Origin of the sequence: Pseudomonas sp. FSL R10-2964, assembly GCF_009600035.1 — a bacterium.
GTDB lineage: Bacteria > Pseudomonadota > Gammaproteobacteria > Pseudomonadales > Pseudomonadaceae > Aquipseudomonas > Aquipseudomonas bubulae.
In genome coordinates this window covers 24,911-49,029 of record NZ_WIWH01000004.1, presented here as the reverse complement: position 1 = coordinate 49,029, position 24,119 = coordinate 24,911, and the positions used below count along the sequence as shown (strand labels likewise).

Annotated in this window: 13 protein-coding genes; 7 read left to right on the top strand and 6 right to left on the bottom strand. The window is 60.5% G+C overall.

Annotated elements, in window-relative coordinates; all coding sequences use genetic code 11:
* Positions 1–3: 3 nt before the first annotated feature.
* The 6 genes from GHN92_RS03305 to GHN92_RS03280 all read left to right on the top strand — a co-directional run bounded on the left by GHN92_RS03305 (position 4) and on the right by GHN92_RS03280 (position 9,943).
* Positions 4–1,674, top strand: coding sequence for a bifunctional protein-serine/threonine kinase/phosphatase (locus tag GHN92_RS03305; RefSeq protein WP_133143989.1), 1,671 nt, complete (start codon positions 4–6; stop codon positions 1,672–1,674).
* 317 nt (positions 1,675–1,991) lie between these two features.
* Positions 1,992–4,445 (top strand): nitrite reductase large subunit NirB, encoded by a 2,454-nt coding sequence (gene nirB, locus GHN92_RS03300; RefSeq protein WP_133143988.1) that lies wholly within the window; start codon positions 1,992–1,994, stop codon positions 4,443–4,445.
* Positions 4,442–4,759, top strand: a complete 318-nt coding sequence (nirD, locus tag GHN92_RS03295) for a nitrite reductase small subunit NirD (protein ID WP_095002498.1) — start codon at positions 4,442–4,444, stop codon at positions 4,757–4,759. Before nirB ends, nirD begins: the two co-directional genes overlap by 4 nt.
* Positions 4,759–7,476 (top strand): nitrate reductase, encoded by a 2,718-nt coding sequence (locus tag GHN92_RS03290; protein WP_133143987.1) that lies wholly within the window; start codon positions 4,759–4,761, stop codon positions 7,474–7,476. The genes nirD and GHN92_RS03290 overlap by 1 nt, the downstream gene beginning before the upstream one ends.
* Before the next feature lie 10 nt (positions 7,477–7,486).
* On the top strand, positions 7,487–8,263 hold the full coding sequence (gene cobA, locus GHN92_RS03285) for a uroporphyrinogen-III C-methyltransferase (protein ID WP_095020655.1): 777 nt from the start codon (positions 7,487–7,489) through the stop codon (positions 8,261–8,263).
* A 279-nt stretch (positions 8,264–8,542) separates the two neighbouring features.
* A complete protein-coding gene (locus GHN92_RS03280) occupies positions 8,543–9,943 on the top strand; it encodes a metallophosphoesterase family protein (RefSeq protein ID WP_153379364.1) in 1,401 nt (466 codons plus the stop codon).
* A gap of 115 nt (positions 9,944–10,058) precedes the next feature.
* Here the strand turns inward: GHN92_RS03280 and garD are convergent, their stop codons facing one another.
* From garD to GHN92_RS03255, 5 genes are all read right to left on the bottom strand, one after another.
* Positions 10,059–11,612, bottom strand: coding sequence for a galactarate dehydratase (garD, locus tag GHN92_RS03275; protein WP_133143986.1), 1,554 nt, complete (start codon positions 11,610–11,612; stop codon positions 10,059–10,061).
* An 11-nt stretch (positions 11,613–11,623) separates the two neighbouring features.
* Positions 11,624–12,979: an MFS transporter gene (locus GHN92_RS03270; RefSeq protein ID WP_095002494.1), complete on the bottom strand. Its 1,356-nt coding sequence runs from the start codon at positions 12,977–12,979 to the stop codon at positions 11,624–11,626.
* Between the two features lie 150 nt (positions 12,980–13,129).
* On the bottom strand, positions 13,130–14,041 hold the full coding sequence (kdgD, locus tag GHN92_RS03265; protein ID WP_095002493.1) for a 5-dehydro-4-deoxyglucarate dehydratase: 912 nt from the start codon (positions 14,039–14,041) through the stop codon (positions 13,130–13,132).
* Between the two features lie 354 nt (positions 14,042–14,395).
* A complete protein-coding gene (locus tag GHN92_RS03260) occupies positions 14,396–15,145 on the bottom strand; it encodes a FadR/GntR family transcriptional regulator (RefSeq protein ID WP_095002585.1) in 750 nt (249 codons plus the stop codon).
* A 263-nt stretch (positions 15,146–15,408) separates the two neighbouring features.
* The gene (locus GHN92_RS03255) at positions 15,409–20,121 is read right to left on the bottom strand and encodes an AAA domain-containing protein (protein WP_153379361.1); all 4,713 of its coding nucleotides are present in this window, start codon (positions 20,119–20,121) and stop codon (positions 15,409–15,411) included.
* A 182-nt stretch (positions 20,122–20,303) separates the two neighbouring features.
* Here GHN92_RS03255 and GHN92_RS03250 point away from each other — a divergent pair, with 182 nt between their 5' ends.
* Positions 20,304–23,273 carry an autotransporter domain-containing protein gene (locus GHN92_RS03250; protein WP_133144345.1) on the top strand — a complete coding sequence of 990 codons (2,970 nt, stop codon included), beginning with the start codon at positions 20,304–20,306 and terminating at the stop codon, positions 23,271–23,273.
* Positions 23,274–23,507: 234 nt separating this feature from the next.
* On the opposite strand, the gene GHN92_RS03245 is transcribed toward GHN92_RS03250, so the two are convergent.
* Positions 23,508–24,086, bottom strand: coding sequence for a TerD family protein (locus tag GHN92_RS03245; protein WP_095002490.1), 579 nt, complete (start codon positions 24,084–24,086; stop codon positions 23,508–23,510).
* Positions 24,087–24,119 lie beyond the last annotated feature (33 nt).

The window sequence follows — 24,119 nt, the reverse complement described above, 5'->3', positions numbered from 1 at the left end:
GCAATGAGTCTGCAACTGAGTTTCGCCCACGCCAGCGCCATCGGCCCTCGCGCAGAGAATCAGGACGCACTGCGCGAGGTCACGCCTGTGCCCATGCTGGCGGCAAGCAAGGGGCATTTATTTGCCATTGCCGATGGCGTCAGCCAATGCGCCGATGGCGGCCTGGCCGCCCGTTCGACGTTGCAGGCACTGGCGCTGGACTACTACGCCACACCAGAGACCTGGAGCGTCGCCCAGGCACTGGAGCGTTTGCTGCAAGCGCAAAATAGCTGGCTGCGCGCCAATGGCGGCGGGCAACCGCTGCTGACCACGGTAAGTGCTGTGGTCATGCGCGGCAGGCGTTTTACGTTGGCCCATGTGGGTGATTGCCGGGTCTACCGCTGGCACGCCACAACCTTGCAGCGCATCAGTGAAGACCACGTCTGGGACCAGCCGGGTATGCAGCATGTGCTCAAGCGGGCGCTGGGGCTGGATCAGTATCTGGTGGTGGATTTTCTGGACGGTGAACTGCAACAGGGCGAGACCTTTGTGCTGCTTAGTGACGGTATATGGTCGACCCTGGGCGATACCGCCATAGCCGCCCTGTTGCGTGATCTTCCCGACCTGCAAAGCGCCGCCAGCACGCTGGTGAATGCCGCGCATCGGGCAGGCAGTCAGGACAATGCCAGCGCTCTGCTGGTGAGGGTCGACGCTCTGGGGGAAAGCGCCATCGGCGACGCCCTGGCGCAACTGCAGCAATGGCCACTACCGCCCGCGCTCAAACCGGGGCAACACTTTGAAAACTGGCAGGTCGAAAACCATGTTGGCCAGAGCCAGCAATCACTGCTCTACCGGGTGCGGGATGCGCAGCAACAGCCCTGGCTACTGAAAACCCTGCCGGCCCATCTGCACGACGATCACCTGGCAGGGCAAGCGCTGCTATCGGAAGAATGGTTCCTCAAGCGCGTGGCGGGTCGTCATTTCCCCGAGGTGCACCCCGCCAGCCAGCGTCAGCATTTGTACTACGTGATGCGTGAATATCCAGGCACCACCCTGGAAAATCTCTATACCAAGCGCGGGCCTCTGCCCCTGGCACAATGGCTGGATCTGGCCGAGCGCCTGTTGCGAGCTGTGGGCCTGTTACACCGACGGCAGATTTTTCATCGCGATATCAAACCGCACAATCTGTTGCTGGGTGACGACGGTGAATTGCGCTTGCTGGACTTTGGGCTGGCCTACTGCCCCGGTCTGTCGGAGGATCTGCCATCAACGTTGCCCGGCACACCCAGTTATCTCTCCCCGGAAGCCTTTCGCGGCGAAAAACCCAGCCCCGGACAGGATCTCTACGCCGTGGGCGTGACGCTGTATTACCTGCTGACCGGGCATTACCCCTACGGAGAAATCGAAGCATTTCAGCGTCCGCGCTTTGGTATGCCTGTCAGCGCCAGTCGTTATCGACCCGATCTGCCGGAGTGGATTGCCCATAACCTTGAGCGCGGGGTTGCCGCCAATCCGGCGCAACGCTTTGAAACGGCCGAAGAATGGCTGCTACAACTGGAGCAGGGTGAGCGCCAGAGCTTGAGCGTGCGCCCCCGGCCCTTGCTGGAGCGCGAGCCGTTAAAGGTATGGCGGACGGTGGCATCAGTGTCGTTGTTGATAAATCTGGTGCTGATATTTTTGCTGTCTCACCCATAAAGGTGTTCGCTACAGGGCAAGCGGCGCCCCAATAACGGGCGAGGCGCATTGCATCGGTGCACAAAAACACCCCGCGAATATCCAGACATCGTGTAAACACGGGCTCTTGTCAACTTGGCACAACCACTGCATTAGCTAATCCATCAAACATAAAACCCGGTCTTCAACGACGAATACCAGGTTTCCCGAGAGAACGGGACAAGGACAAAGGCGTCCTCGCTAGGCAACTAGCGGGACGCCTTTTTTTGTTTTTGCACAATGTGTCGAGCAAGGCCGCAATGCCCCCCAGAAGGCCGGCCTTGCTCGCGGAGAACCTGATGAAAAAACTCAAACTGGTGATGATCGGCAACGGCATGGCCGGGGTTCGCACCCTGGAAGAGTTGCTCAAACTGAGCAACGAGCTGTACGAGATTACGGTCTTCGGCGCCGAACCTCACGCCAACTACAACCGTATCCTGCTCTCGCCCGTTCTGGCCGGGGAACAGACCTTCGAGGAGATAGTGCTCAACGATCTGGACTGGTACCTGGACAACAACATCAAGCTGCTGCTCAACCGCAAGGTGGTGCAGATCGACCGGGCCAAGCGCAGGGTTATCGCCGAAGACGGTACCGAAGCCGAGTACGACCGTCTGCTGATTGCCACCGGCTCTACGCCCTTTATCCTGCCGATCCCCGGCAACACCCTGGACGGTGTGATCGGCTACCGCGATATTGCCGATACCCAGGCGATGATCGATACCGCCAAAACCCATAAACACGCGGTGGTCATCGGCGGCGGACTGCTGGGGCTGGAGGCAGCCAATGGCCTGATGCTGCGCGGCATGCATGTGACCGTGGTGCATATCGGCGAATGGCTGCTGGATCGCCAACTCGACCCGATCAGCGGCCAACTGCTGCAAAACGCCCTTGAAGCACGCGGCCTGCATTTTCGCCTGCGCGAACAGACCAATGCCCTGCACGATGCTGGCAATGGCCGGGTGGGCTCGGTGGAGTTCAAGAACGGCGAGATCATCCCTGCAGATCTGGTAGTGATGGCTGCCGGTATTCGGCCCAATACCGAGCTTGCCGAGCAGGCGGGCATCCCCTGCAATCGCGGCATTCTCGTCAACGACACCCTGCAAACCTACGACCCGCGCATTTACGCCATCGGCGAATGCGCCAGCCATCGCGGCATCGCTTACGGCCTGGTGGCGCCACTGTTCGAGCAGGCCAAGGTCTGCGCCAACCACCTCGCACAACTGGGTTTTGCCCGTTATCAGGGCTCGGTCACGTCGACCAAACTGAAGGTCACCGGCATCGATCTGTTCTCGGCAGGCGACTTTATGGGCGGTGAAGGCACTGAAATCATCACCCTCAGCGACCCGATCGGCGGGGTCTACAAAAAGCTGGTGATCAAGGACGACATTCTGGTGGGTGCCTGCCTGTACGGCGACACCGCAGACGGCGGCTGGTACTTCCGACAAATCCGTGAGAATCATGCCATCGGTGAGATCCGCGATCATTTGATGTTTGGTGAAAATGCCATAGGCGATGTCGGCCATCAGGGCCAGGACAAGGCCATGAGCATGGCCGACACCGCCGAAATCTGCGGTTGCAATGGCGTGTGCAAGGGCACCATCGTCAAGGCTATTCAAGAGCACGGGCTGTTCAGCGTTGATGAGGTCAAAAAGCACACCAAGGCGGCCAGCTCCTGCGGTTCATGCGCGGGGTTGGTGGAGCAGATTCTGATCAACACCGTGGGGGGCGCGGCAGACGTCAAACCCAAAAGCGAAAAAGCCATCTGCGGCTGCAGCGATCTGAACCACGGACAAATCCGCCGGGCCATTCGCGAGCAACATTTGCTGACCATCGCCGACACCCAGCGCTACCTGAACTGGCGCTCGCCCAACGGCTGCGCCACCTGCCGCCCGGCGCTCAACTACTACCTGATTTCCACCTGGCCGGGAGAGGCCCGCGATGATCCGCAATCACGGCTAATAAACGAAAGGGCCCACGCAAACATTCAAAAAGACGGCACCTATTCCGTCGTCCCGCGGATGTGGGGCGGCGTCACCAACCCGTCCGAGCTGAGGCGTATTGCCGATGTGGCCGACAAGTACAACGTGCCGATGGTCAAGGTTACCGGCGGGCAGCGCATCGATCTGCTGGGGATAAAAAAACACGACCTGCCGGGCGTGTGGAAGGATCTGGACATGCCCTCGGGGCATGCCTACGGCAAATCCATCCGCACGGTAAAGACCTGTGTGGGCAGCGAATTCTGCCGCTTCGGCACGCAAAACTCGACGCAACTGGGCATCGAACTGGAACACGATCTGTTCAATATGTGGTCGCCGCACAAGGTGAAGTTGGCAGTGTCCGGTTGCCCGCGTAACTGTTCGGAAGCAGGCATCAAGGACGTAGGCATCATCGGTGTGGACTCCGGCTGGGAGATGTATATCGGCGGTAATGGCGGGATCAAAACCGAGGTTGCCGAGTTCTTCGTCAAACTCAAAACGGCTGAAGAAGTACGCGAGTACAACGGTGCCTTTTTACAGTTGTATCGCGAAGAGGCCTTCTACCTCGAGCGCACCGTGCATTACCTGCAACGGGTCGGTATGGAGCACATCAAAAAGGCTGTGCTTGAAGACCCCGAACGGCGCAAGGCGCTCAATGATCGCCTGCAGTTTTCCCTGTCGTTTGAACAAGACCCGTGGAAAGAGCGCCTGGTGCAGCCGTTGCTGAAAAAGGAGTTCGAGGTCATCCCCGTGAACAATCTGGAGGTGCCGGCATGAACTGGCTCGATATCTGTTCACTTGAAGAAATCAACACCCTGGGCTCACGGATCATCAGCGGACCGAAGGGTGATATCGCGATTTTTCGCACAAGCGACGACGAAGTGTTCGCCCTCGACGACCGCTGCCCGCACAAGGGCGGCCCGTTGTCCCAGGGCTTGATCTACGGCAAGCGCGTCGCCTGCCCGCTGCACAACTGGCAGATCGATTTGCAAAGCGGCGAAGCCCAGGCTCCGGACATCGGTTGCGCCCACCACCATCAGGCGCGGGTCGAAAATGGCCGTGTGCAGTTGGCCCTGCGGGACGCAGGCTGATGAGCCGCCAGATCACCGCCTCCACCTGCTGCTACTGCGGGGTCGGCTGCGGCGTGCTGATCGAACATGATGGCGAGCGTATTCTCGGCGTCAGCGGCGATCCGACGCATCCGGCCAACTATGGCAAGCTGTGCAGCAAAGGCTCGACCCTGCACCTGACCGGCGACCTCAATGCCCGCGCGCTGTACCCGCAACTGCGCCTGGGCAAGGCACTGGCCCGTGGTCGCATCGACTGGGACAGCGCCCTTGATCACGCGGCCAATGTGTTCGCCGCCACCATCGCCGAGCACGGCCCCGACAGCGTGGCGTTTTATATCTCGGGGCAGTTGCTGACCGAGGATTACTACGCCTTCAACAAACTGGCCCGGGCGCTGGTGGGCACCAACAATATCGACAGCAATTCGCGGCTGTGCATGTCCTCGGCCGTGGTCGGCTACAAACGAAGCCTGGGCGCCGATGCGCCGCCTTGCAGCTATGAAGACCTGGAGCTGAGCGATTGCGTGATGATCGTCGGCAGCAATATGGCCTACGCACATCCGGTACTGTTTCGCCGCCTGGAGGAGGCAAAAGCCCGACGTCCGCAGATGAAAGTCATCGTTATCGACCCGCGGCGTACCGATACCTGCGATCTGGCCGACCTGCATCTGGCAATTTTACCGGGCACCGACGTCGCGTTGTTTCACGGAATTTTGCATTTATTGCTGTGGGAAGACTGGGTCGATCGCGACTTTATCCAGGCCCACACTCAGGGCCTGCCCGAGCTGAAAAGCCTGGTGCGCGATTACACCCCGCAGATGGTCTCGCAATTGTGCGGCATCAGCGTCGAGCAACTGCAGCAATGCGCCGAATGGGTAGGCACCTCGCCAAGTTTTTTATCGCTGTGGTGCATGGGCCTGAACCAGTCCACCGCCGGCAGCGCGAAAAACAGCGCCCTGATCAATCTGCATCTGGCCACCGGGCAAATCGGCCGCCCGGGTGCAGGACCGTTCTCGCTTACCGGTCAGCCCAATGCCATGGGCGGGCGCGAAACCGGTAGCCTGTCCAACTTGTTACCCGGCCATCGTGATGCGGCCAATGCTGAACACCGGGCCGAAGTCGCCGCTTACTGGGGTGTTGAGCAACTGCCACAGAACACCGGCCTGAGCGCCATCGAACTCTTTGAGCAAATGGCCAGCGGCAAGGTCAAGGCCGTGTGGATCGCCTGCACCAACCCCGCGCAATCCATGCCGGACCAGACTGCCGTGCGGGCGGCGTTGCAGGCCTGCCCGTTTGTGGTGCTGCAAGAGGCGTTTCACACCACCGAAACCGCGGCCTTCGCCGACCTGCTGTTGCCCGCGGCCAGTTGGGGAGAAAAGGACGGCACAGTGACAAACTCTGAGCGGCGTATTTCCCATGTACGCAAAGCCATTCCGGCACCGGGGGAAGCCCGTTCCGACTGGGCGATTACGGTGGATTTCGCACAGCGCCTGGAAAAACATCTGCGTCCCGAGCACAGCAGCCTGTTTGCATTTGAAACTGAAGCCCAGGTGTTCGACGAATACAAGCGCCTGACCTCTGGCCGTGATCTGGACCTGTCGGGTATCAGCCATGCAGTGCTCGATGCCATCGGCCCGCAACAGTGGCCCTTCCCGACGGGAGCTCGTGAAGGCACAGCGCGGCTGTATCTGGACAGGGCATTCCCTACCGCCACCGGTCGTGCGCAGTTCGTGGCCGAGCCCTACCGCGCCGCCAAGGAGCAGCGCGACGCACGCTTCCCCCTCACGCTGATCACTGGTCGCCTGCGCGATCAATGGCACGGCATGAGCCGCACCGGCACGGCCGCGCAATTGTTCGGTCACGTCAGCGAAGCGGTGTTGAGCCTGCACCCGGACGAGTTGCGCCGTCATCGCCTGCAGCCCGGAGATCTGGTCAGCCTCAAGAGTCGGCGCGGCGCCGTGATTGTTCCAGTCAGCAGCGACGACAGCGTACGCCCGGGGCAGGCGTTTTTGCCGATGCACTGGGGTGACCGCTTCCTCAAGGGCGGGGTCAACACCTTGACCGTGCCAGCGTTTGACCCGCTGTCCAAACAACCGGAACTCAAACACAGCGCCGTGCGCCTGGAACCGGCGCAATTACCTTGGCACCTTTTCGCCCTGATCGAGGGTGATGTTCAACAGAACTTCGAGACACTGCGCCAGCTCTGCGAAACCTTTTCGTACGTCAGTTTCAGCCTGACTGGCCGCGAGCGCCCTGCGTTACTGATCCGTGCCGCTAGCGCCAGCGCACCCGATCCGCAACTGCTACGCGAGATTGATCAATGCCTGGGGCTCAACGAGGGGCCGGTACTGGCTTACGACGACCCGCGCCGCGCCATTGGCAAGCGGGTGCGCATCGAGCACGGAAGCATCACTGCGATTCGTCTGGCGGGCGAAACCCTGGCACGGCACTGGCTGCAAAACCTGTGGCAGGAAGGCCGCGCCGACGAGCAATTGCGCCGCTGGCTGCTGGCGCCACTGAGCGCGCCACCGGGCAACGCCAACGCCCCGACCGCTGGCAACTCGATTGTGTGCAATTGCAAGAACGTCAGTCAGAGCGTGATTGAGGCTGGCATCGCCCAAGGGCTGGACTTGCAGGGACTGAAAAGATCGTTGGGCTGCGGGACGCAATGCGGCTCCTGTGTCCCGCAAATCAAGCGCTTGCTGACTGCCCAGGCGCAGCCGGTCGCCATTAACCCGTGAGGAAATCACAATGAGTGCAAAAGTCTGGCTGGTGGGCGCAGGGCCGGGTGATCCGGAACTGCTGACGCTCAAGGCCGTGCGCGCCCTGCGCGAAGCAGATGTCGTATTGATTGACGATCTGGTCAATGACGCAGTGCTGGAGCATTGCCCCGCTGCGCGGGTGATTTCGGTGGGCAAACGCGGAGGGTGCCGTTCGACTCCACAGGCGTTTATTCATCGCCTGATGCTGCGTTATGCCCGCCACGGCAAATGCGTGGTTCGACTCAAGGGCGGCGACCCATGCATTTTCGGCCGTGGCGGTGAAGAGGCACAGTGGTTGCGTGAACACGGGATTGAGGTGGAACTGGTCAATGGCATCACGGCCGGCCTGGCTGGCGCGACGCAATGCGCTATCCCCCTGACCCTGCGCGGCGTGGCCCGTGGGGTGACGCTGGTGACGGCACACACCCAGGATGACAGCCAGGTGAACTGGCAGGCGCTGGCGCAAAGCGGCACGACCCTGGTGGTGTATATGGGGGTAGCAAAGTTGAGCGAGATCCGCGAACAATTGCTGGCGGGCGGCATGACGGCGGACATGCCGGTGGCCATGATCGAAAATGCCTCCTTGCCCCACCAGCGCGAATGCCGCAGCGACCTGACGGCGATGGAGAAAGATGCCCAGGCGTTTGAACTCAAGAGCCCGGCGATTCTGGTGATTGGTCGCGTGGCAGCATCCAGCGCGGCACAACCATCACGGGAGGAGAATGTGTGGGAGCCGGGCTTGCCCGCGATGCAGGCAACCCGCTAGTTCTGAAGGGAATTTTAACTGTGGGAGCGAGCCTGCTCGCGAACGACTTTCGCGAGCAGGCTCGCTCCCACAGGGAGGGTTGACCGGCAACAGAGTATCTACAGAAATGGCGCAGAAGGGGTGATCTCAAACGACCCCCTTCGCCTCAACGTTTACCCCGCTGCGGGCCACAAGCCACGCGCAAAGCGACTTGTGACTGAGCCAAATCGACCCCCGCCGTCATCCCGGTGTCATGGGGCTTTGTTTCCTTGACGGGCATTCAGCCCTCAAGGAGCCCCCATGATTCGCCCCACATTACTGGCCCTCGCGCTTTTTTCCGTGATCAACAGCGCTTGCGCCGCCCCCGACACGCCGCTGCCCCACTCCCCCGGCGCGCCTTATGCCGCCAGTGGCCTGGCCGACCGTATCGTGCTGACCCCCGGGGCCGATCCTGCCAGGGAAATGGCCGTTACATTCCGCACCGATACCCGCCAGCAGACCAGCCAGCTGCAACTGGCTCCTGCCCTCGATGGCCCGCAACTGGCCAAGGCGGCGCATGAGGTCCAGGGCACAAGCATCAGCCTGGACAACGAGAACGGCGCGGCGTTGTTCCACCAGGTACGCCTGCACGACCTGCAGCCGGGCACGGCCTATGTGTACCGGGTCAAGGGCAGCGACGGCTGGAGTGAGTGGTTGCAGTTCCACACTGCGACCAAGACTTTCAAGCCGTTCAACTTTATTTATATGGGCGATGTGCAGAACGACATTCTGTCACTGGCCTCGCGCAGCATTCGCCAGGCCTTGCAGAGCGTGGCCAACCCCGCGTTGATCGTGCATGCCGGGGACCTGGTGTCGCAACGCGAAGACCTGGTACACGACGATCAATGGGGCGAATGGAACCAGGCAGGTGGTTTCAATTACGGGATGATTCCCCAGCTAGTGGCCGCCGGCAACCACGAATACCTCGACGGCCTCAACCCCGACGGCAGCGAAACCCGCACTCTCGGGCCGCACTGGAGCCGCCAGTTCGCCCTGCCGCAAAACGGTGTTGATGGGCTCAAAGACACCACCTACTTTGTCGACTATCAGGGTGTGCGGTTTATCGTCCTTGATGGCACCTCGGCGCTCGATATGGGCACCCTTGATCAACAGACCCGCTGGCTTGAGCAGAGCCTGAAAACCAGCCCCGCACGCTGGAATATCGTGGTCACTCACCAGCCGGTCTACACCTGCGCCCGCCCCGAAGATACCGAGCCGTTGAAAACTGCCTGGAAGCCGCTGTTCGAGCGTTATGCGGTGGATCTGGTGTTGCAGGGCCATGATCACTGCTACAGCCGTGTCAGCAACGAGGCCGGGCGTGTTGCGTCCAAAGCCGCACAAGCCGGCGGCAAGATTCAGGGACCGGTGTATATGGTCTCGGTGGCGGGTTCAAAGATGTATGGCCTCAATGACCGGGCCCGGCAGCAACCGGATCGCAGTGCTGAAGAAACCCAGCTGTACCAGACGGTCGACGTACAGGACTCAAGGCTGAAGGTGCGCAGCTACACCGCGGCTGGCAAGTTGTATGACGCCTTTGACCTGGAGCGCGACGGCAAAAATCGCAACCACTTGCGCGAGCCGGTGAAAAACCTGCCCGCCGAACGCGCCTGCACGCAAACGGCTGGCCCCGACGGCTTCGCCTGCAGCTCAAGGGCCAAGTAACCCGCTGCTACGGGAAAACTTCAACTGTGGGAGCGAGCCTGCTCGCGAACGACCTTCGCGAGCAGGCTCGCTCCCACTGGAAGGAATCTACGGGGTTCGGCGGCACCTCACTGCTCTAGGTGATCGGCGCCGGATTGAACAGGGTGATGTCGTTGTGCAATTTGTGCTGCTCGGCCCAGGTGTGCTGTTTGCCACTGGCCACGTCCAGGTAGTAATGGAACAGCTCCCAGCCCAGTTCCTCGATGCTCGCCCGCCCGGTAGCGATGCGCCCGGCGTCGATATCGATCAGGTCCGGCCAGCGTCGGGCCAGCTCAGTGCGGGTCGAGACTTTCACCACCGGTGCCATCGCCAACCCATAAGGCGTGCCGCGACCTGTGGTGAATACGTGCAGGTTCATACCGGCGGCCAGTTGCAAAGTACCGCAGACAAAATCGCTGGCAGGCGTGGCACAAAAGATCAGGCCCTTGCCCTTGACCCGTTCGCCCGGCCCCAGCACGCCATTGATCGCGCTGCTGCCGGATTTGACGATGGAGCCCAGGGACTTTTCGACAATATTCGACAGCCCGCCTTTCTTGTTCCCCGGCGTGGTGTTGGCGCTGCGATCCGCCTCACCCTTGGCCAGGTAACGGTCGTACCAGTCCATTTCACGCACCAGTTCTCGGGCGACGGTTTCGCTGGCAGCACGGGAAGTCAGCAGGTAGATGGCGTCGCGCACTTCGGTGACTTCGGAAAACAGCACCGTCGCCCCTGCCCGCAGCAGCAGATCCGAGGCAAAGCCCAACACCGGGTTGGCAGTGATGCCGGAGAACGCATCGCTGCCACCGCACTGCATACCCAAAATCAGCTCGGACGCAGGCACGGTTTCGCGGCGACGTTGATCGAGTTTTTTCAACCGCACTTCGGCCAGCGCCATGATCTGTTCGATCATTTCGGTAAAGCCGTGGCTGGAGTCCTGCAAGCGGTACAACCACGGCTCGCTCAAGTCCACTGAGCTGTCGTTTTCGTGCATCACCTGGCCGGCCTGGAGCTTTTCGCAGCCCAGACTGATCACCAGCGCTTCGCCACCCAGGTTGGGGTTGCGCGCCAGGTTGCGCACGGTACGGATCGGGATATAGGCGTCGGTGGCGCTGATCGCCACACCGCAGCCGTAGCTGTGGGTCATAGCCACCACATCATCGACATGCGGGTAACGGGGCAACAACTCGTCCTTGATGCGCTTGACCGCATGGTCCAGCACGCCGGTCACACACTGCACGGTGGTGGTGATGCCGAGGATATTGCGCGTCCCGACCGTGCCATCGGCGTTGCGATAACCCTCGAAGGTGAAGCCCTCAAGTGGCATTTGCGGTGCGGGAACATCGGTGGCCAGTGGCAGACTGTCGAGGGGCGGTGCGGTGGGCATGCGCAGTTGGTCCTCATTGACCCAACTGCCCCGCGCAATGGCTTGCAGGGCATAGCCGATCACCTGACCGTAGCGGATCACCTCGCCACCTTCGGCAATAGCCGCCAGCGTGACCTTGTGGCTCTGGGGGACAAAATCCACCGTCACCAGCCCGTCGGCAAACACAGTACCCGCCGGTACGCCCTGGTCGTTGACCACCACCGCGACATTATCCCGCGGGTGCAGGCGGATCGAGCGCGGTGAGTCGGAATGTTCAATCAACGTCATGACGCCGCTCCTCAAATATGGACAGGTAAAATGTCAGCGATTTTCGGGTCGCTGGTCGGTGGTTCTTTAAGTACCACACGCTTGATCGGGCCGACGATCACCAGATAGCTGAAGACCGCCACCAGTGCGTTGCAACCGACAAACACCAGCGCCCATTTGAACGAGCCGGTGGCACTGATGATGTAGCCAATGACGATCGGGGTAGTGATGGAGGCGATGTTACCGAAGGTATTGAACAGGCCGCCGCTCAAGCCGGCGATCTGCTTGGGCGAGGTGTCGGAAACCACGGCCCAGCCCAGTGCGCCCACGCCCTTGCCGAAGAAGGCCAGGGCCATAAAGCCCACCACCATCCATTCAATGTCCACATAGTTGCAGGCCACGATACTGCTCGATACCAGCAGGCCGGCGATGATCGGCGCCTTGCGGGCGAAGGTCAGGGAGTGGCCCTTGCGCAGCAGGTAATCGGAAATGACCCCGCCCAGCACGCCGCCGATAAACCCGCAGACCGCCGGCAGTGAGGCAATAAAGCCGGCCTTGAGGATGGTCATGCCGCGATCCTGCACCAGGTACACCGGGAACCAGGTCAGAAAGAAATAAGTGATGCCATTAATGCAGTACTGACCCAGGTAAACGCCGAGCATCATGCGATTGGTCAGCAGCTGGCGTATGTAGTCCCACTTGGGGCCGTCGGCCTTTTTGCCTTTCTGGTCCATGTCGACCATGCCGCCGTTGTCGGCGATGTGTTTGAACTCCGCTTCGTTGATGCGCGGGTGCTCACGCGGGCTGTAGATCACTTTGAGCCAGATGCCCGAGAAGACGATGCCGAACACACCCATCACGATAAAGACGTGCTCCCAACCGTAGGAATACACGATCCAGCCCATCAACGGTGCAAACAGCACGGTGGCAAAGTATTGCGCCGAGTTGAAAATAGCTGAGGCCGTGCCACGTTCGGCGGTGGGGAACCAGGCGGCCACGATGCGGGCGTTGCCGGGAAAGGACGGCGCTTCGGCCAACCCCACCAGAAAACGCAGCATGAAGAGCGCCACCACGGCCGTGGACATGCCGAATTCACCGACAAAGCCTTGCAGCACGGTGAACAGGGACCAGGTAAAGATGCTCAGGGCATAGATTTTTTTCGAGCCGAACCGGTCGAGCAACCAGCCACCGGGGATTTGCCCGGCCACATAGGCCCAGCCAAATGCGGAGAAGATATAGCCCAGGGTCACGGCGTCGATGCCGAGGTCTTTTTGCAGGCTGGAACCTGCGATGGCGATAGTGGCACGGTCGGCATAATTGATCGTGGTCACCAGAAAAAGCATGAGCAAAATCAAATAACGGACATGCGTCGGCTTGGTCGCTTGCATGTAGTACTACTCCCACTGATTATTTTTATGTGCGGGTTAATCTGTTTTGGCTGTAGCTGACGGGTGGAACTTATGTGGGAGCTGCGTGAGCCACCGATCGTATTCCTTTACGTAAAAAGCCGCTGATTACTCAGCGGCCTTGGTCATTGCTTACTGCGGACCTTGCTTGTCGATCAAGGCTGCCAGCGCCTCGTACTCGTCCGGCAGCAGATCGGTCAACGGGGTACGCACCGGGCCTGCGCCGTAACCGGAAATGGTGGCCCCGGCCTTGACGATGCTGACCGCGTAGCCGGCTTTGCGGTTGCGGATGTCCAGGTACGGCAGGAAGAACTCATCGATGATCTTGCCGATCGTGCCGTGATCGTCACGGGCCACCGCACGGTAGAACTCCATCGCGGTTTTCGGGATAAAGTTGAACACCGCCGAAGAGTAAACCGGAACGCCCAGTGCCTTGTAGGCCGCGGCGTACACTTCGGCCGTCGGCAAGCCGCCCAGATAGCTGAAGCGATCACCCAGGCGGCGACGGATCGACACCATCAATTCGATATCGCCCAGGCCATCCTTGTAGCCGATCAGGTTGGGGCAGCGCTCGGCCAGACGTTCCAGCAGCGGTGCGGTCAGACGGCAAACGTTGCGGTTGTAGACGATCACGCCGATGTTTACCGACTTGCACACTGCCTCAACGTGGGCGGCAACGCCGTCCTGGCTGGCTTCAGTCAGGTAATGCGGTAACAGCAGCAGGCCTTTGGCGCCCAGGCGCTCGGCTTCTTGAGCGTATTCGATGGCCTGGCGGGTCGAACCACCGACACCGGCCAGGATCGGCACGCTGGTAGCGCAGGTATCGACTGCGGTTTTGATCACTTGCGAGTATTCGCTGGCTGCCAGGGAGAAGAACTCACCCGTGCCGCCAGCGGCAAACAGGGCCGAAGCGCCGTACGGAGCCAGCCATTCCAGACGTTTGATGTAACCCTCAGGGTGGAAATCACCTTGAGCATTGAAGTCGGTTATCGGAAAGGACAACAGACCGGAAGAGAGGATGGACTTCAGTTCTTGTGGATTCATTATTCGAACACCCTGGGAGCACGTTGTGATGAGAAATACGTTAGCGATTCGTTGCGTCGTACGTCATCGTACAACTTAAAAAAAGAACGTCAATCTCATTTCTTGAAATCGTGGCTGCCCTGGGGCGAATCAGTTTCGATAAAAACAAAAAAGCCCGTCTAGTACGGGCTTTGGTGGAGTGTGGTGAAAGTGAAATTTAATTTTTGGTAAGTGACAGGTTGTCGTAGAACAGCTCATCTTACGCAGCAATACCCGGTGGGAGCGGGCTTGTTCGCGATGCAAGCGCCGCGTTCTGTCAGGCCATCCGCGTCGATACGATCGCGGGCAAGCCCGCTCCCACAGGTGGAGGACGCCCTACCCGCGCTGCGCCTCTGCCTCTTCATGGGCATGGCGCAGGCGCTCGCGGCTGTTGGTCAGGTGCAGGCGCATGGCAGCGCGGGCCGCTTCCGAATCCTGACGGGCAATAGCCTGGTAGATTTCTTCGTGTTCACGGTTCAGGCGGTCCATGTACTGCTGCTGGTCATCATGGGCCAGACGCGCCGAATTGAGCCGGGTTCGCGGGATAATGCTGGTGCCCAGGTGAGTCATGATGTCCGTGAAGTAGCGGTTGCCGGTCGACAGTGCAATCTGCAAATGGAACTGAAAATCCGAGGCCACGGCATCACCGTTACGCGCGGTGTTTTCATTCAGGGCATCCAGCGCCGCGCGCATTGCGGCCAGTTGTTCGGCACTGCGACGCTGCGCCGCCAGCCCTGCAGATTCAACCTCCAGGCTGATGCGCAACTCAAGAATCGCCAGCACATCGCGCAATGTGACGACAGTTGCCGGATCGATGCGAAAACCGCTCGGGCTCGGTGTATCCAGCACAAAGGTGCCGATGCCGTGTCGCGTCTCGACTTGCCCTGCGGCCTGCAGTCGGGAAATGGCCTCGCGCACCACCGTACGGCTAACACCATGGGCTTCCATGATCGCCGACTCGGTGGGCAACTTGTCGCCGCGCTTGAGCATGCCGTCGCGGATCTGCTCGGACAGCACCGTCACCAACTCTTGCGCCAGGCTGCGGCGCTTGCGAGGGAGGCGGGGTACGTCGTTGTGGTTTTCCATGGTGAACATTTTTCTCGAAATCAAAAGGATCGGAAGCATTGATGATTAAAGCAGCTGATCTATCGCCTTGGCCGACCTGAACACTGCGAAATCGCGCCCCCGTAGGGACGCATCATAGCTCAAGGCGGTTGTACGATCACCTGCTGACACATGACAACGCAAAACCCCAAGGGGCTGGCCTGCCTGTAATACGGGCGCTGCGGTCTGGCTGGCCGGGTCACGGTATCGCGAGCAGGCTCGCGCCTACTGTGACCCGGCGAGCATCAGACGGTCAGTGGCAAAGACTGCTCAGCCTCGACATCGCTCACGGCCAATGTGTCGTCCGGTACCCAGAACAAAAACGGGTCTTTGGCCGGACGGTTATCATGGGCCCGCACACGGCCCTCCTCGGTGACTGTTCCTGCGCGTTCAAAGCCATATACCTGACGGCGCTCGACATGAATGCTCGGCGCCGCGCCTTCGCCGCTGGCAGGCTCGATGTTCATTGCCTTCAAGGTAGCCAGCAAATCATCAATGATCTGCTGACGATCAAGGGTAAAAGCCGATGCAAAGCAACGCCAGAAACGCCAGCCCGCCCGCTCCAGAATACGCTGGCGACGCATGTCGCTGTCCCAGCGGTCCGGGCCGTGGAAGCGGTCGCCGTCACATTCGATGGCCAGGCGACTGTCGTTGTCGCCCTCGACCACCATGTCGATGCGATACGCACCAACGCCCACCTGCGGAATCACCCGATAGCCACGCTGGGTCAGCTCATCGTATATCTCCTGCTCGAAGCCGGATTCGCACAACTCGCGCAGATCACTGACCTGCGCAGCATCCTGGGTAAAAGGGGTTTCAAAGTGCTCAATCAGGCCGCGGCGCAAACTGTCCACAGGGCTGAGGTCGGCCAGCTCGACACTGCGCACCAGGTACATGCGATCCCGTGCCCGCGAAGCGGCCACGTTGAAGCGCTGGGCTATCGAGTCCCGACTGTTGGCAAAGCAATCGCCGGGAGAGGCCACCATGCTCAGGAACATGATGTCGCGCTCCTTGCCCTGGAACGTGCGGGCATCGCCACAGCTGATCTGGAACTGGGTAATAACCTCTTCGCCCAGCTCTTTGGTCAGCATCTGCATGATCTTTTGCGCTTGCTCGGCGCCCAGCAGCGAGACCACGCCGATGCTGCGTCCAGTGATCTGCGGCAGGGCGATCAGGCGGCGAATTTCCTCGACGATCACCTGGGCTTCGCCAAGGTTGAACTTGCCTTTCTTCTCCCCGTCCATCACCAGCAGATCCACCAGCGGCGGGTCAAGACGCTCAGTCATCAACGGCAGGCGCAGCGGTTTGAGTTCGTGGTTGTAGAACTCTCGCTTGGAGTATTCGATGATCGGCGCCACACAGCGAAAATGCTCGCGCAGCATGGTGCCGCTCTTGGCAAATACCACTTTGAACAGGTCATACAGCGAACGCTCGGGCGACATCAAGGGCCGATACAGGCCCACCTGATTGCCCAGAAAGCGCGCCATCATGTTCTGCACGCGCTCTTCTTCCATGCCGATACCATCGGGCGATACTTGTTTGTCATCGCCCACCACCAGCACTTTTTTCGCCCGCAGCAACGCCGGCAATGCACTGAGATCCGACTGCGACGCTTCGTCGATAATCACCAGGTCAAAGGCACCGTACTGCGCGGGCAGGCTTTCGCAAATGCGGTAATGCGGCATGATCCAGCACGGGATGGCCGAGATCGCCACATCGGCCGCCAGTCGCGCATCCTGACGATAACGCCCGGCGCGTACGCCGGTGCCCTTGCCGATCTTGCGGATTGCGGTGCGGTACAGCTCAAGGGCTGCCCTGACACTCGGCGTGGCGTTTTCCGACAGCCGCAGCCAGGTTCGTTTGACCATCGCATCCTGATAAAGACGCGACAGACTCAGCTCCAGCTCACCGCGTAACTTGAACAATCGCTTGAGGTCTTCGCGTCCGTCGATGCTTTCGAGGTAGCGGGCCAGACGGCTCAGGCGCCACACATCCAGGCAGTTGTCCGGGAGCAGGCCGTCGACCGGCCCGACGACCGGCTCTTCACGCAAACGGGCGGCCCAAAGCAGGCCGCCGCTTTGCGCGATCAGGTCGGTTACCCGCTGTACGGTCTCAAGGGCACTGGCCAGGGCCATCACCCGGCGCAACTCGTCCATCAGCGCGGACCACCGGGTTTGCAGTAAGGCGGTATCAACCTGAGGCTGACCAAGGCTCAAATCCAGAAAGCCTTGCAACTGCTCACTGATATCGCCACCACACCCGGCCAGCGCTATGTTGAAGGTTTCCTTGATGGCCCAGGTGGCCGCCAGGCGATGGCGTATCAGGTAGTGTCGCAGGATGCTTTCGGCCTCGGCCAATACCGGTGCGTTGCTGCGCAACTGGCTAACCTCGGCCCAGTCCGGGAGCAGCTGCTTGAGTTCGCGGTGGGCACGGGCTTCGCCCTGCTCGGTGAGCACAATGGCATCGAACTGCTCGATCGCCCGGGCCGCTGCCATCAGTTGCTCGGCGTCGGTTTCCAGCGTCGGCAAGGGTATTTCGGCAGCCAGCGCATTCCAGCGCAGCAGCAAGGTACGGCTGTGTTGCTGGAAGTGCACAAAGGCTTGCACATGCTGCCAGTCCTGGTCGCTTTGCGGCTTGCTGCCCAGCACCACAATGGTGTCCAGCAACTGTTTTTGCGTGCCCTTGCCAAGCAGGCCGGACAAGCCGAACGGGCGTCGCCCCTGGGCCAGGTTATCGATAGCTGCCACCACCTCGGGTTGCGCATGCAACTCGAACGACAGGCTTACCGGTCGTGCCACAAAGGCCTTGCGCCCTGCCAGCGCGTCTTCGATCTCGCCCTTGAGGCTGGCAAACAGCGCCAGCACATCATCGTTGCCACCACGCATCAGACAAGCCTGCATGGGCGCGGCCCAGCTGTGGGCCGAGGTGCTGATCTGTGTGCGCAGGGTTTGCAGTTGGCCCAAATGCTCGACCAGCGCCTGGGCCTGCTCCAGGGTTTCGGCACTGTTATCCAGCAGGCGCGGCACTTCGCCGGTGCTTTCCTTGAGCTGCAGCTGGCTTTCCTGAGCCAGATCCTGATGCACCTGAATCAGTGTCTGCGCGTCCGGGAAGTCAGCCAGCTGCGGCAGTTTCTGGCCCAGGTAGGCCAGTGAGTCCTTGAGTTCAAGCCGGGCTTCGCGCAAGGCGATGATGTCTTGCAACGTAAAGCGCGGACGATAGGCTTCGTCCACGCCGATCCGGTCGGTAAAACCGCTGATTTCATCTTGGGCCGCCGCAACCTGCAAGGCCGCATGGGTAGGGCTCAGGCGCTCACCGTCGATCTCCAGGTCCGACAGATTACGCTCGGCCCAATGAGTGATCTCACGATCAACGCCGGCCATCTGACCATGAAGGGTGTTGATTTCGTCGTCAATCTGCCCGATTTCGCGCTTATACAGCGAACGATCGATGCGCTGTACTTCAGCTGAGATCTTTTGAATGGCGAACTCGAACTGCTTCATGCCGTCCGCTTCACTGCTCAACAAACTGATTGCCAGCGGACGTATGGCTTCCGGGAGTTTTTCCTGCAGCACCGCCAGGGCCGGGTCTTTCATCGACGTCACCAGCACCCGCTTGCCATTGGCCAGGTAATGGCTGATGACGTTGGCGATGGTATGGGTCTTGCCCGTACCGGGCGGGCCCTGCACCACAACGCCATCGTGCACTTGCAGCAGCTGGATGATTTGCACCTGCTCATCGTTGTACGGTTTGGGGAAATACAGCTCCTGCGCTTTTGCCGCCGGCGCATCATCCCCCTCGGTACCGCTGACGTAGGACAAACCACGAAACGGTGGCAGGACCACATCTTCCAGCACACTGGACGGTTCGGTGAGAATGGCCCGCAAGGCCGCCGGCAGCTCACCGGCCTCCTCGATCCCGGCTTCAAAGCGACCCAGGTCTTCAATAAACATATTGCTGTCGCGGGCGCGGGCAAACAGGCACCAGGTATCGGTGACACACAAGAACTCGGCAGCCTTGGGGACGGATCGATCACCCTCGGCCAGCGTCACCGGCAAAAACTGACCATGGGCATCGAGCAGGGTCGATGCTGAACGAATCACCGGCTCGTAGCTGGCGGCGTTGAACGGGCTGATGCCGGCCTGATCCTGTTTGAAAAAATCCTTGGCCAGGGTTGCCAGCGGCCCGACACCGGCAATATCGGCCGCCACATAGGCATCCACTTCCAGACGTGGCTCGGCAGCGCGCGGACGCACTTCAATGGCCATGCTGTCGGGGTTGATGGCGATCTCCACCAACTGGCTAATTAACGGGTAATGGATGACACCGACCACGGGATGTTCCCACGTCGAAACCCCCAGGCCCCACACCAGTTCCAGCTGCGCATCCCCCAGGTTGCCCTGCATCTGTTGCACCAGCATAAAAAGCTCGGCATACAGTTCGATGCTTTTGCGCCGCTGTTTTTCCTCAGCGGCCCACAGGCGCCAGGCCGTTTGGCTGTAAGACTTGAATTGCGCACGGATCTCGCCAGCATCCAGGCAGTCTTCCAGATTGACCCACTCTTCGACAGCGACGTCTTCCCCGATCTGCAGAGCTACAAGCATCAAGCGCGAGCGTTCGTCCTCGGAGATCGCCGTGCTGTTGATCAGGACCTCCCGTGCCAGGCGGACCTTGAGTGCCGGTTCGGTCTGCGGCGTGCCCTTGAGTTCGATCCACAACCCCAGCAGCGGGCTGAGGGGCGCCGGTGGCTTGCGCTCATGCAGACGTTCGAGCTGCAGCCAGACTTCGTCTTCCTCGCCGTTGTGCAGATCCAGGCTGACCCCGGGCAACGCCCGCAATTTTTCTTCGCTGGCACTGAAGGCGCTGTGTTGGCTAAGGGTTAACGCCGGCCGCTTTTGCATCAGCGCGGTCTGTTTAACAAATTCAATCAGGCCGGCAAGACGGGCACGTACTGTTTCCATGGGTGAGCTGAACCACTTCGATAAGGTGGCACTTCGACAGAATCTGGAAGCGCCGAGTAAAAGCGAAATTTCTTACAATGGCCGACACGATACAGAGGTTCTGGTGGTATTCGGATACATCATTTTGTAAAACCTGTTCGCTATACATGACGACCTTATTATTACAAAAAAGGTCGTTCGTCATGCCCGCCTCACCCCAGCGTCTTGCGCTCACCCTTGCACTGCTGAGTACCAGCTGTTTATCCCCTGTGGCGTTTGCCAAAGCTGCCCTCCTCAGCACCGCCAGCACCGACAACCTGACCCTCAATGGCAACGACACCCTGACGTTGACGCCCAGCGGCAGCCTGACCACCACCAAGGTGGCGGTCACTCTGAAAGACGACACCCGCGGCTCAGGTGTCGTCATCGACAACGCCGGCAGCTTGATCTCGACAGGCGGGCGAGCCATCGATACCAGTGGCAGTACCCGTGGTGAACGCAACTACAGCATTATCAATCGCAGCGGCGCGACGATTCAGGGCAGTAACGATGCTTTGCGAATCGACACCAATTTCACCAGTGGCAGTGTGTTGATCGACAACAGTGGCACTGTGCGCTCGACCGGCAGTGGCCAGGCCATCGACCTCGACTCGCTGCGCAGCGAGGGTGTCCAGACCACCCTTATCAACCGCGAGGGTGGGCTGATCCGCGGCGAATTCAGTGACGGCATGAAAACCGGTTCCAACGCCACAATCCTCAACTACGGCGAGATTTCATCGGGTGATGCCCTGACCGACGACAACAAATTCGACGGCATCGATATTGACTCGGCAACCGGCGTGACCGTGACCAACCACGGCACCCTTTCAGGTGGTCGCCACGGCATGACCACCGATCTGGGCGCAACCCTGGTCAACTACGGCGAAGTCACCGGGCGCAACGGTTCGGGCTTTGGTTCGGACGGCAACGGCACCGTGATCAATTACGGCACCATCACCGGCGCCTATTCCGGGCTCAAGCCCAACGGTGACGGCGATGGCGTGGATATCGACCTGATCGCCCATATCGAAAACTATGGGGTGATTCAGGGCACCGGCGTCGGTGGCGTCGATAAAAACGGCTTTGCCAATGGCAGCGAAGGTATCGCCCTTGGCGGGGGTTATCTCTACAACGCCGCAGGTGCACTCATCAGTGGCGCCAACAATGCGGTGCTGGTGGATGACGGCAGCGATGGCCCCGGGGTCGCGGCCACCCGACTGATCAATAACGGCACAATCAAAGGGCTGGACGGTTTTGCCGTCAGATTTGTGGGAGAGTTCGATGATGTGGTCAGCAACAAGGGTCTGATCAGTGGCAGCAATGGTCTGGCCCTGGACCTCGGCGGCGGCGATGACCACCTGACCCTGGGCAGCGCCAGCCGCTTCGACGGCCTGGTGGACGGCGGTAACGGCTACGACCGGGTGACATTGGATGACCCGGCCGGTGGCCGCTTCGGCAATAGCCAGAACGTTGAATGGCTGGATGTGAAGTCCGGCAGCTGGACCCTCACCAGCCACAACGACTTCAGTGACGGCGGCGAGGTGTTCAGCGGCGCCCGCCTGGTCAACCTGGGAGCCATCAGCGGCGCTATCACGGTCGATGAAGGTGGCATGTATGCCGGTGGTGGCAGCGTCGGCAACCTGCAGGTCAACGGCACGCTGCAAACCGACACGCAGCTGGGCAGCGCCACCATCAGCCATGACTTGACCCTGAGCAGCGGCGCGACCCTGGCCTATGGCGTCAATGCCGATGGCAGCAGCGCACCGGTGCAGGTTGGCGGCACGGTCCACCTCAATGGCTCGACCCTGGCCATCAATACCGGTAGCGGTACCTATCCGTGGCTAAGCCAGTACAGGGTGCTGAACGCAGCGGCTATCGACGGCACCTTTGGCAAAGTCACCAGCGATTACGCCTTCCTCACCCCGACCCTCAACTACACCCCCACCAGCGTCGAGCTGACCTATGCGCGCAATGACGTGGCATTTACCGATTATGCCAGCAGCGCCAACGGCCACAGTGCGGCCATCGGCCTGAGCCAGCTAAAGGCCGGCAACGCGCTGTATAACGCCCTGCTCAACACCTCGGCACAGACGGCGGGCGCCGCCATCGAGCAGCTATCCGCCAGCAGCAATGCGAGCCTGGGCAGCGCCACACTGGGCGCCTCTTTGCAGGTGGGCAGCAGCATGCTGGCGGCCATGCAGTCGTTGGGCGCAGGCGGTGGCCTACAGGTTGCCAGTGCCGCCAGTGATGCCCCTGCCCTGGCCGCCACGGGCCTGGTGCCGGGCGTGCGCAACCTCAACGACCCGAATGCCCGGGGCAGGCTCTGGCTGCAGGGCTTGGGCAGCTATGGCCGGCTGGACGCAATCCACGGCAACAGCGACCTGACCCAACGTACCAAAGGCGGTGTACTGGGTGCCGACTGGGCGCTAACCCCGGACTGGCGCATGGGTGTACTGGGCGGCTACTCAAAAACCGACGTGGACAGCACCGGCATGGAGGGCAGGGTCAACAGCTGGCACGCGGGCGCCTATGCCATTCACCAGAGCGGTGCGCTGGCCCTGCGCCTGGGGGCGGCGTATAGCGGCCATAACGGCGACAGCAAACGCAGCGTGATATTCAACGGCTTCAGCGATCAGCCCAAGGGGGACTACCACGCCAGCAGCCAGCAGGCTTTTGCCGAACTGGGCTACGCCCTGGGCAGCGGTCGCCTGAGTGCCGAGCCGTATGCCAACCTGGGTTATCAGCGTTATCAACGTGACAGCTACACCGAAAAAGGCGGTGCCGCGGCGTTGCAGGTTGACCGGCAAACCCAGGACAACTTCAGTAGCACCCTGGGTGTACGGCTGGCGCATCTGAACCAGCTCGAAAACGGCATGAGCATCACACCCCGCCTGAGCGCTGGCTGGAAACACCTCTATGGTGATGTCGGCAGCTCAACTACCCAGGCCTTTGTGCTGGGCGGATCGGCCTTTGATGTCGAAGGCAGTGCGCTGGATCGCAACTCGCTGGTGCTGGAGGCCGGGCTGGATCTTGGCGTCTCTGCCAGGCAGACCCTGGGGGTGGGCTATACCGGCGATATCGGCAGCAACAGCCGCAACCACGGGCTGATGGGGCAGTGGCAGATGAGGTTTTGATCAAGCGGTGCGTGGAATACTTGTAGCAGCGGCCGAGGAACGAAGGCTGCGTTCGAGGGCGAAGACCTCGTAAAACCTGAGCGTTCAATCTATCTGATGCAGCGAAGTGTCTGATTTCACGACGGCTTCGCCGCCGAGCGCAGCCTTCGTTCCTCGGCAGCTGCTACAGGTGTTTATACACAAAAAAAAGGCCCTCCCCGATACCGGGGAGGGCCTTTCGTTTAACGCCGGGGGTTAGCCCAGGTTAACGCCAAAGTTCGAAGCCAATGGCGCCAGGCCACCGGCAAAGCCCTGACCAATTGCCTTGAACTTCCACTCTTCGCCATTGCGATACAGCTCGCCGAAAACCATCGCGGTTTCGGTCGAAGCGTCTTCGCTCAGGTCAAAACGTGCCAGCTCCTTGCCGTCAGCCTTGTTCAGAACGCGAATGTAAGCGTTGGATACCTGACCGAAGTTTTGCTTGCGGCCATCCGCTTCGTGAATGGTCACCGCGAAAGCCAGTTTTTTGGCTTCTTGCGACAGACCCGACAGGTTGACGTTTACTTGCTCATCATCACCGTCGCCGGCGCCCGAGCGGTTGTCGCCCTGGTGCACAACGTTGCCGTCGGGCGAAGTCTTGTTGTTGTAGAACACAAAGCTGCCGTCGTTCAGCACTTTGCCGTTCTCACCAACGATAAACACCGAGGCGTCCAGGTCGAACTCCTGACCGTCAGTAACCCGTGGGTCCCAACCCAGGCCTACAACCACTTCGGTCAGGCCAGGTGCTTCTTTGGTCAGGGAGACGTTGCCGCCTTTACTCAGACTTACTGCCATGTTCGTGAACCCTTATATGAAAAGTTGATTGGG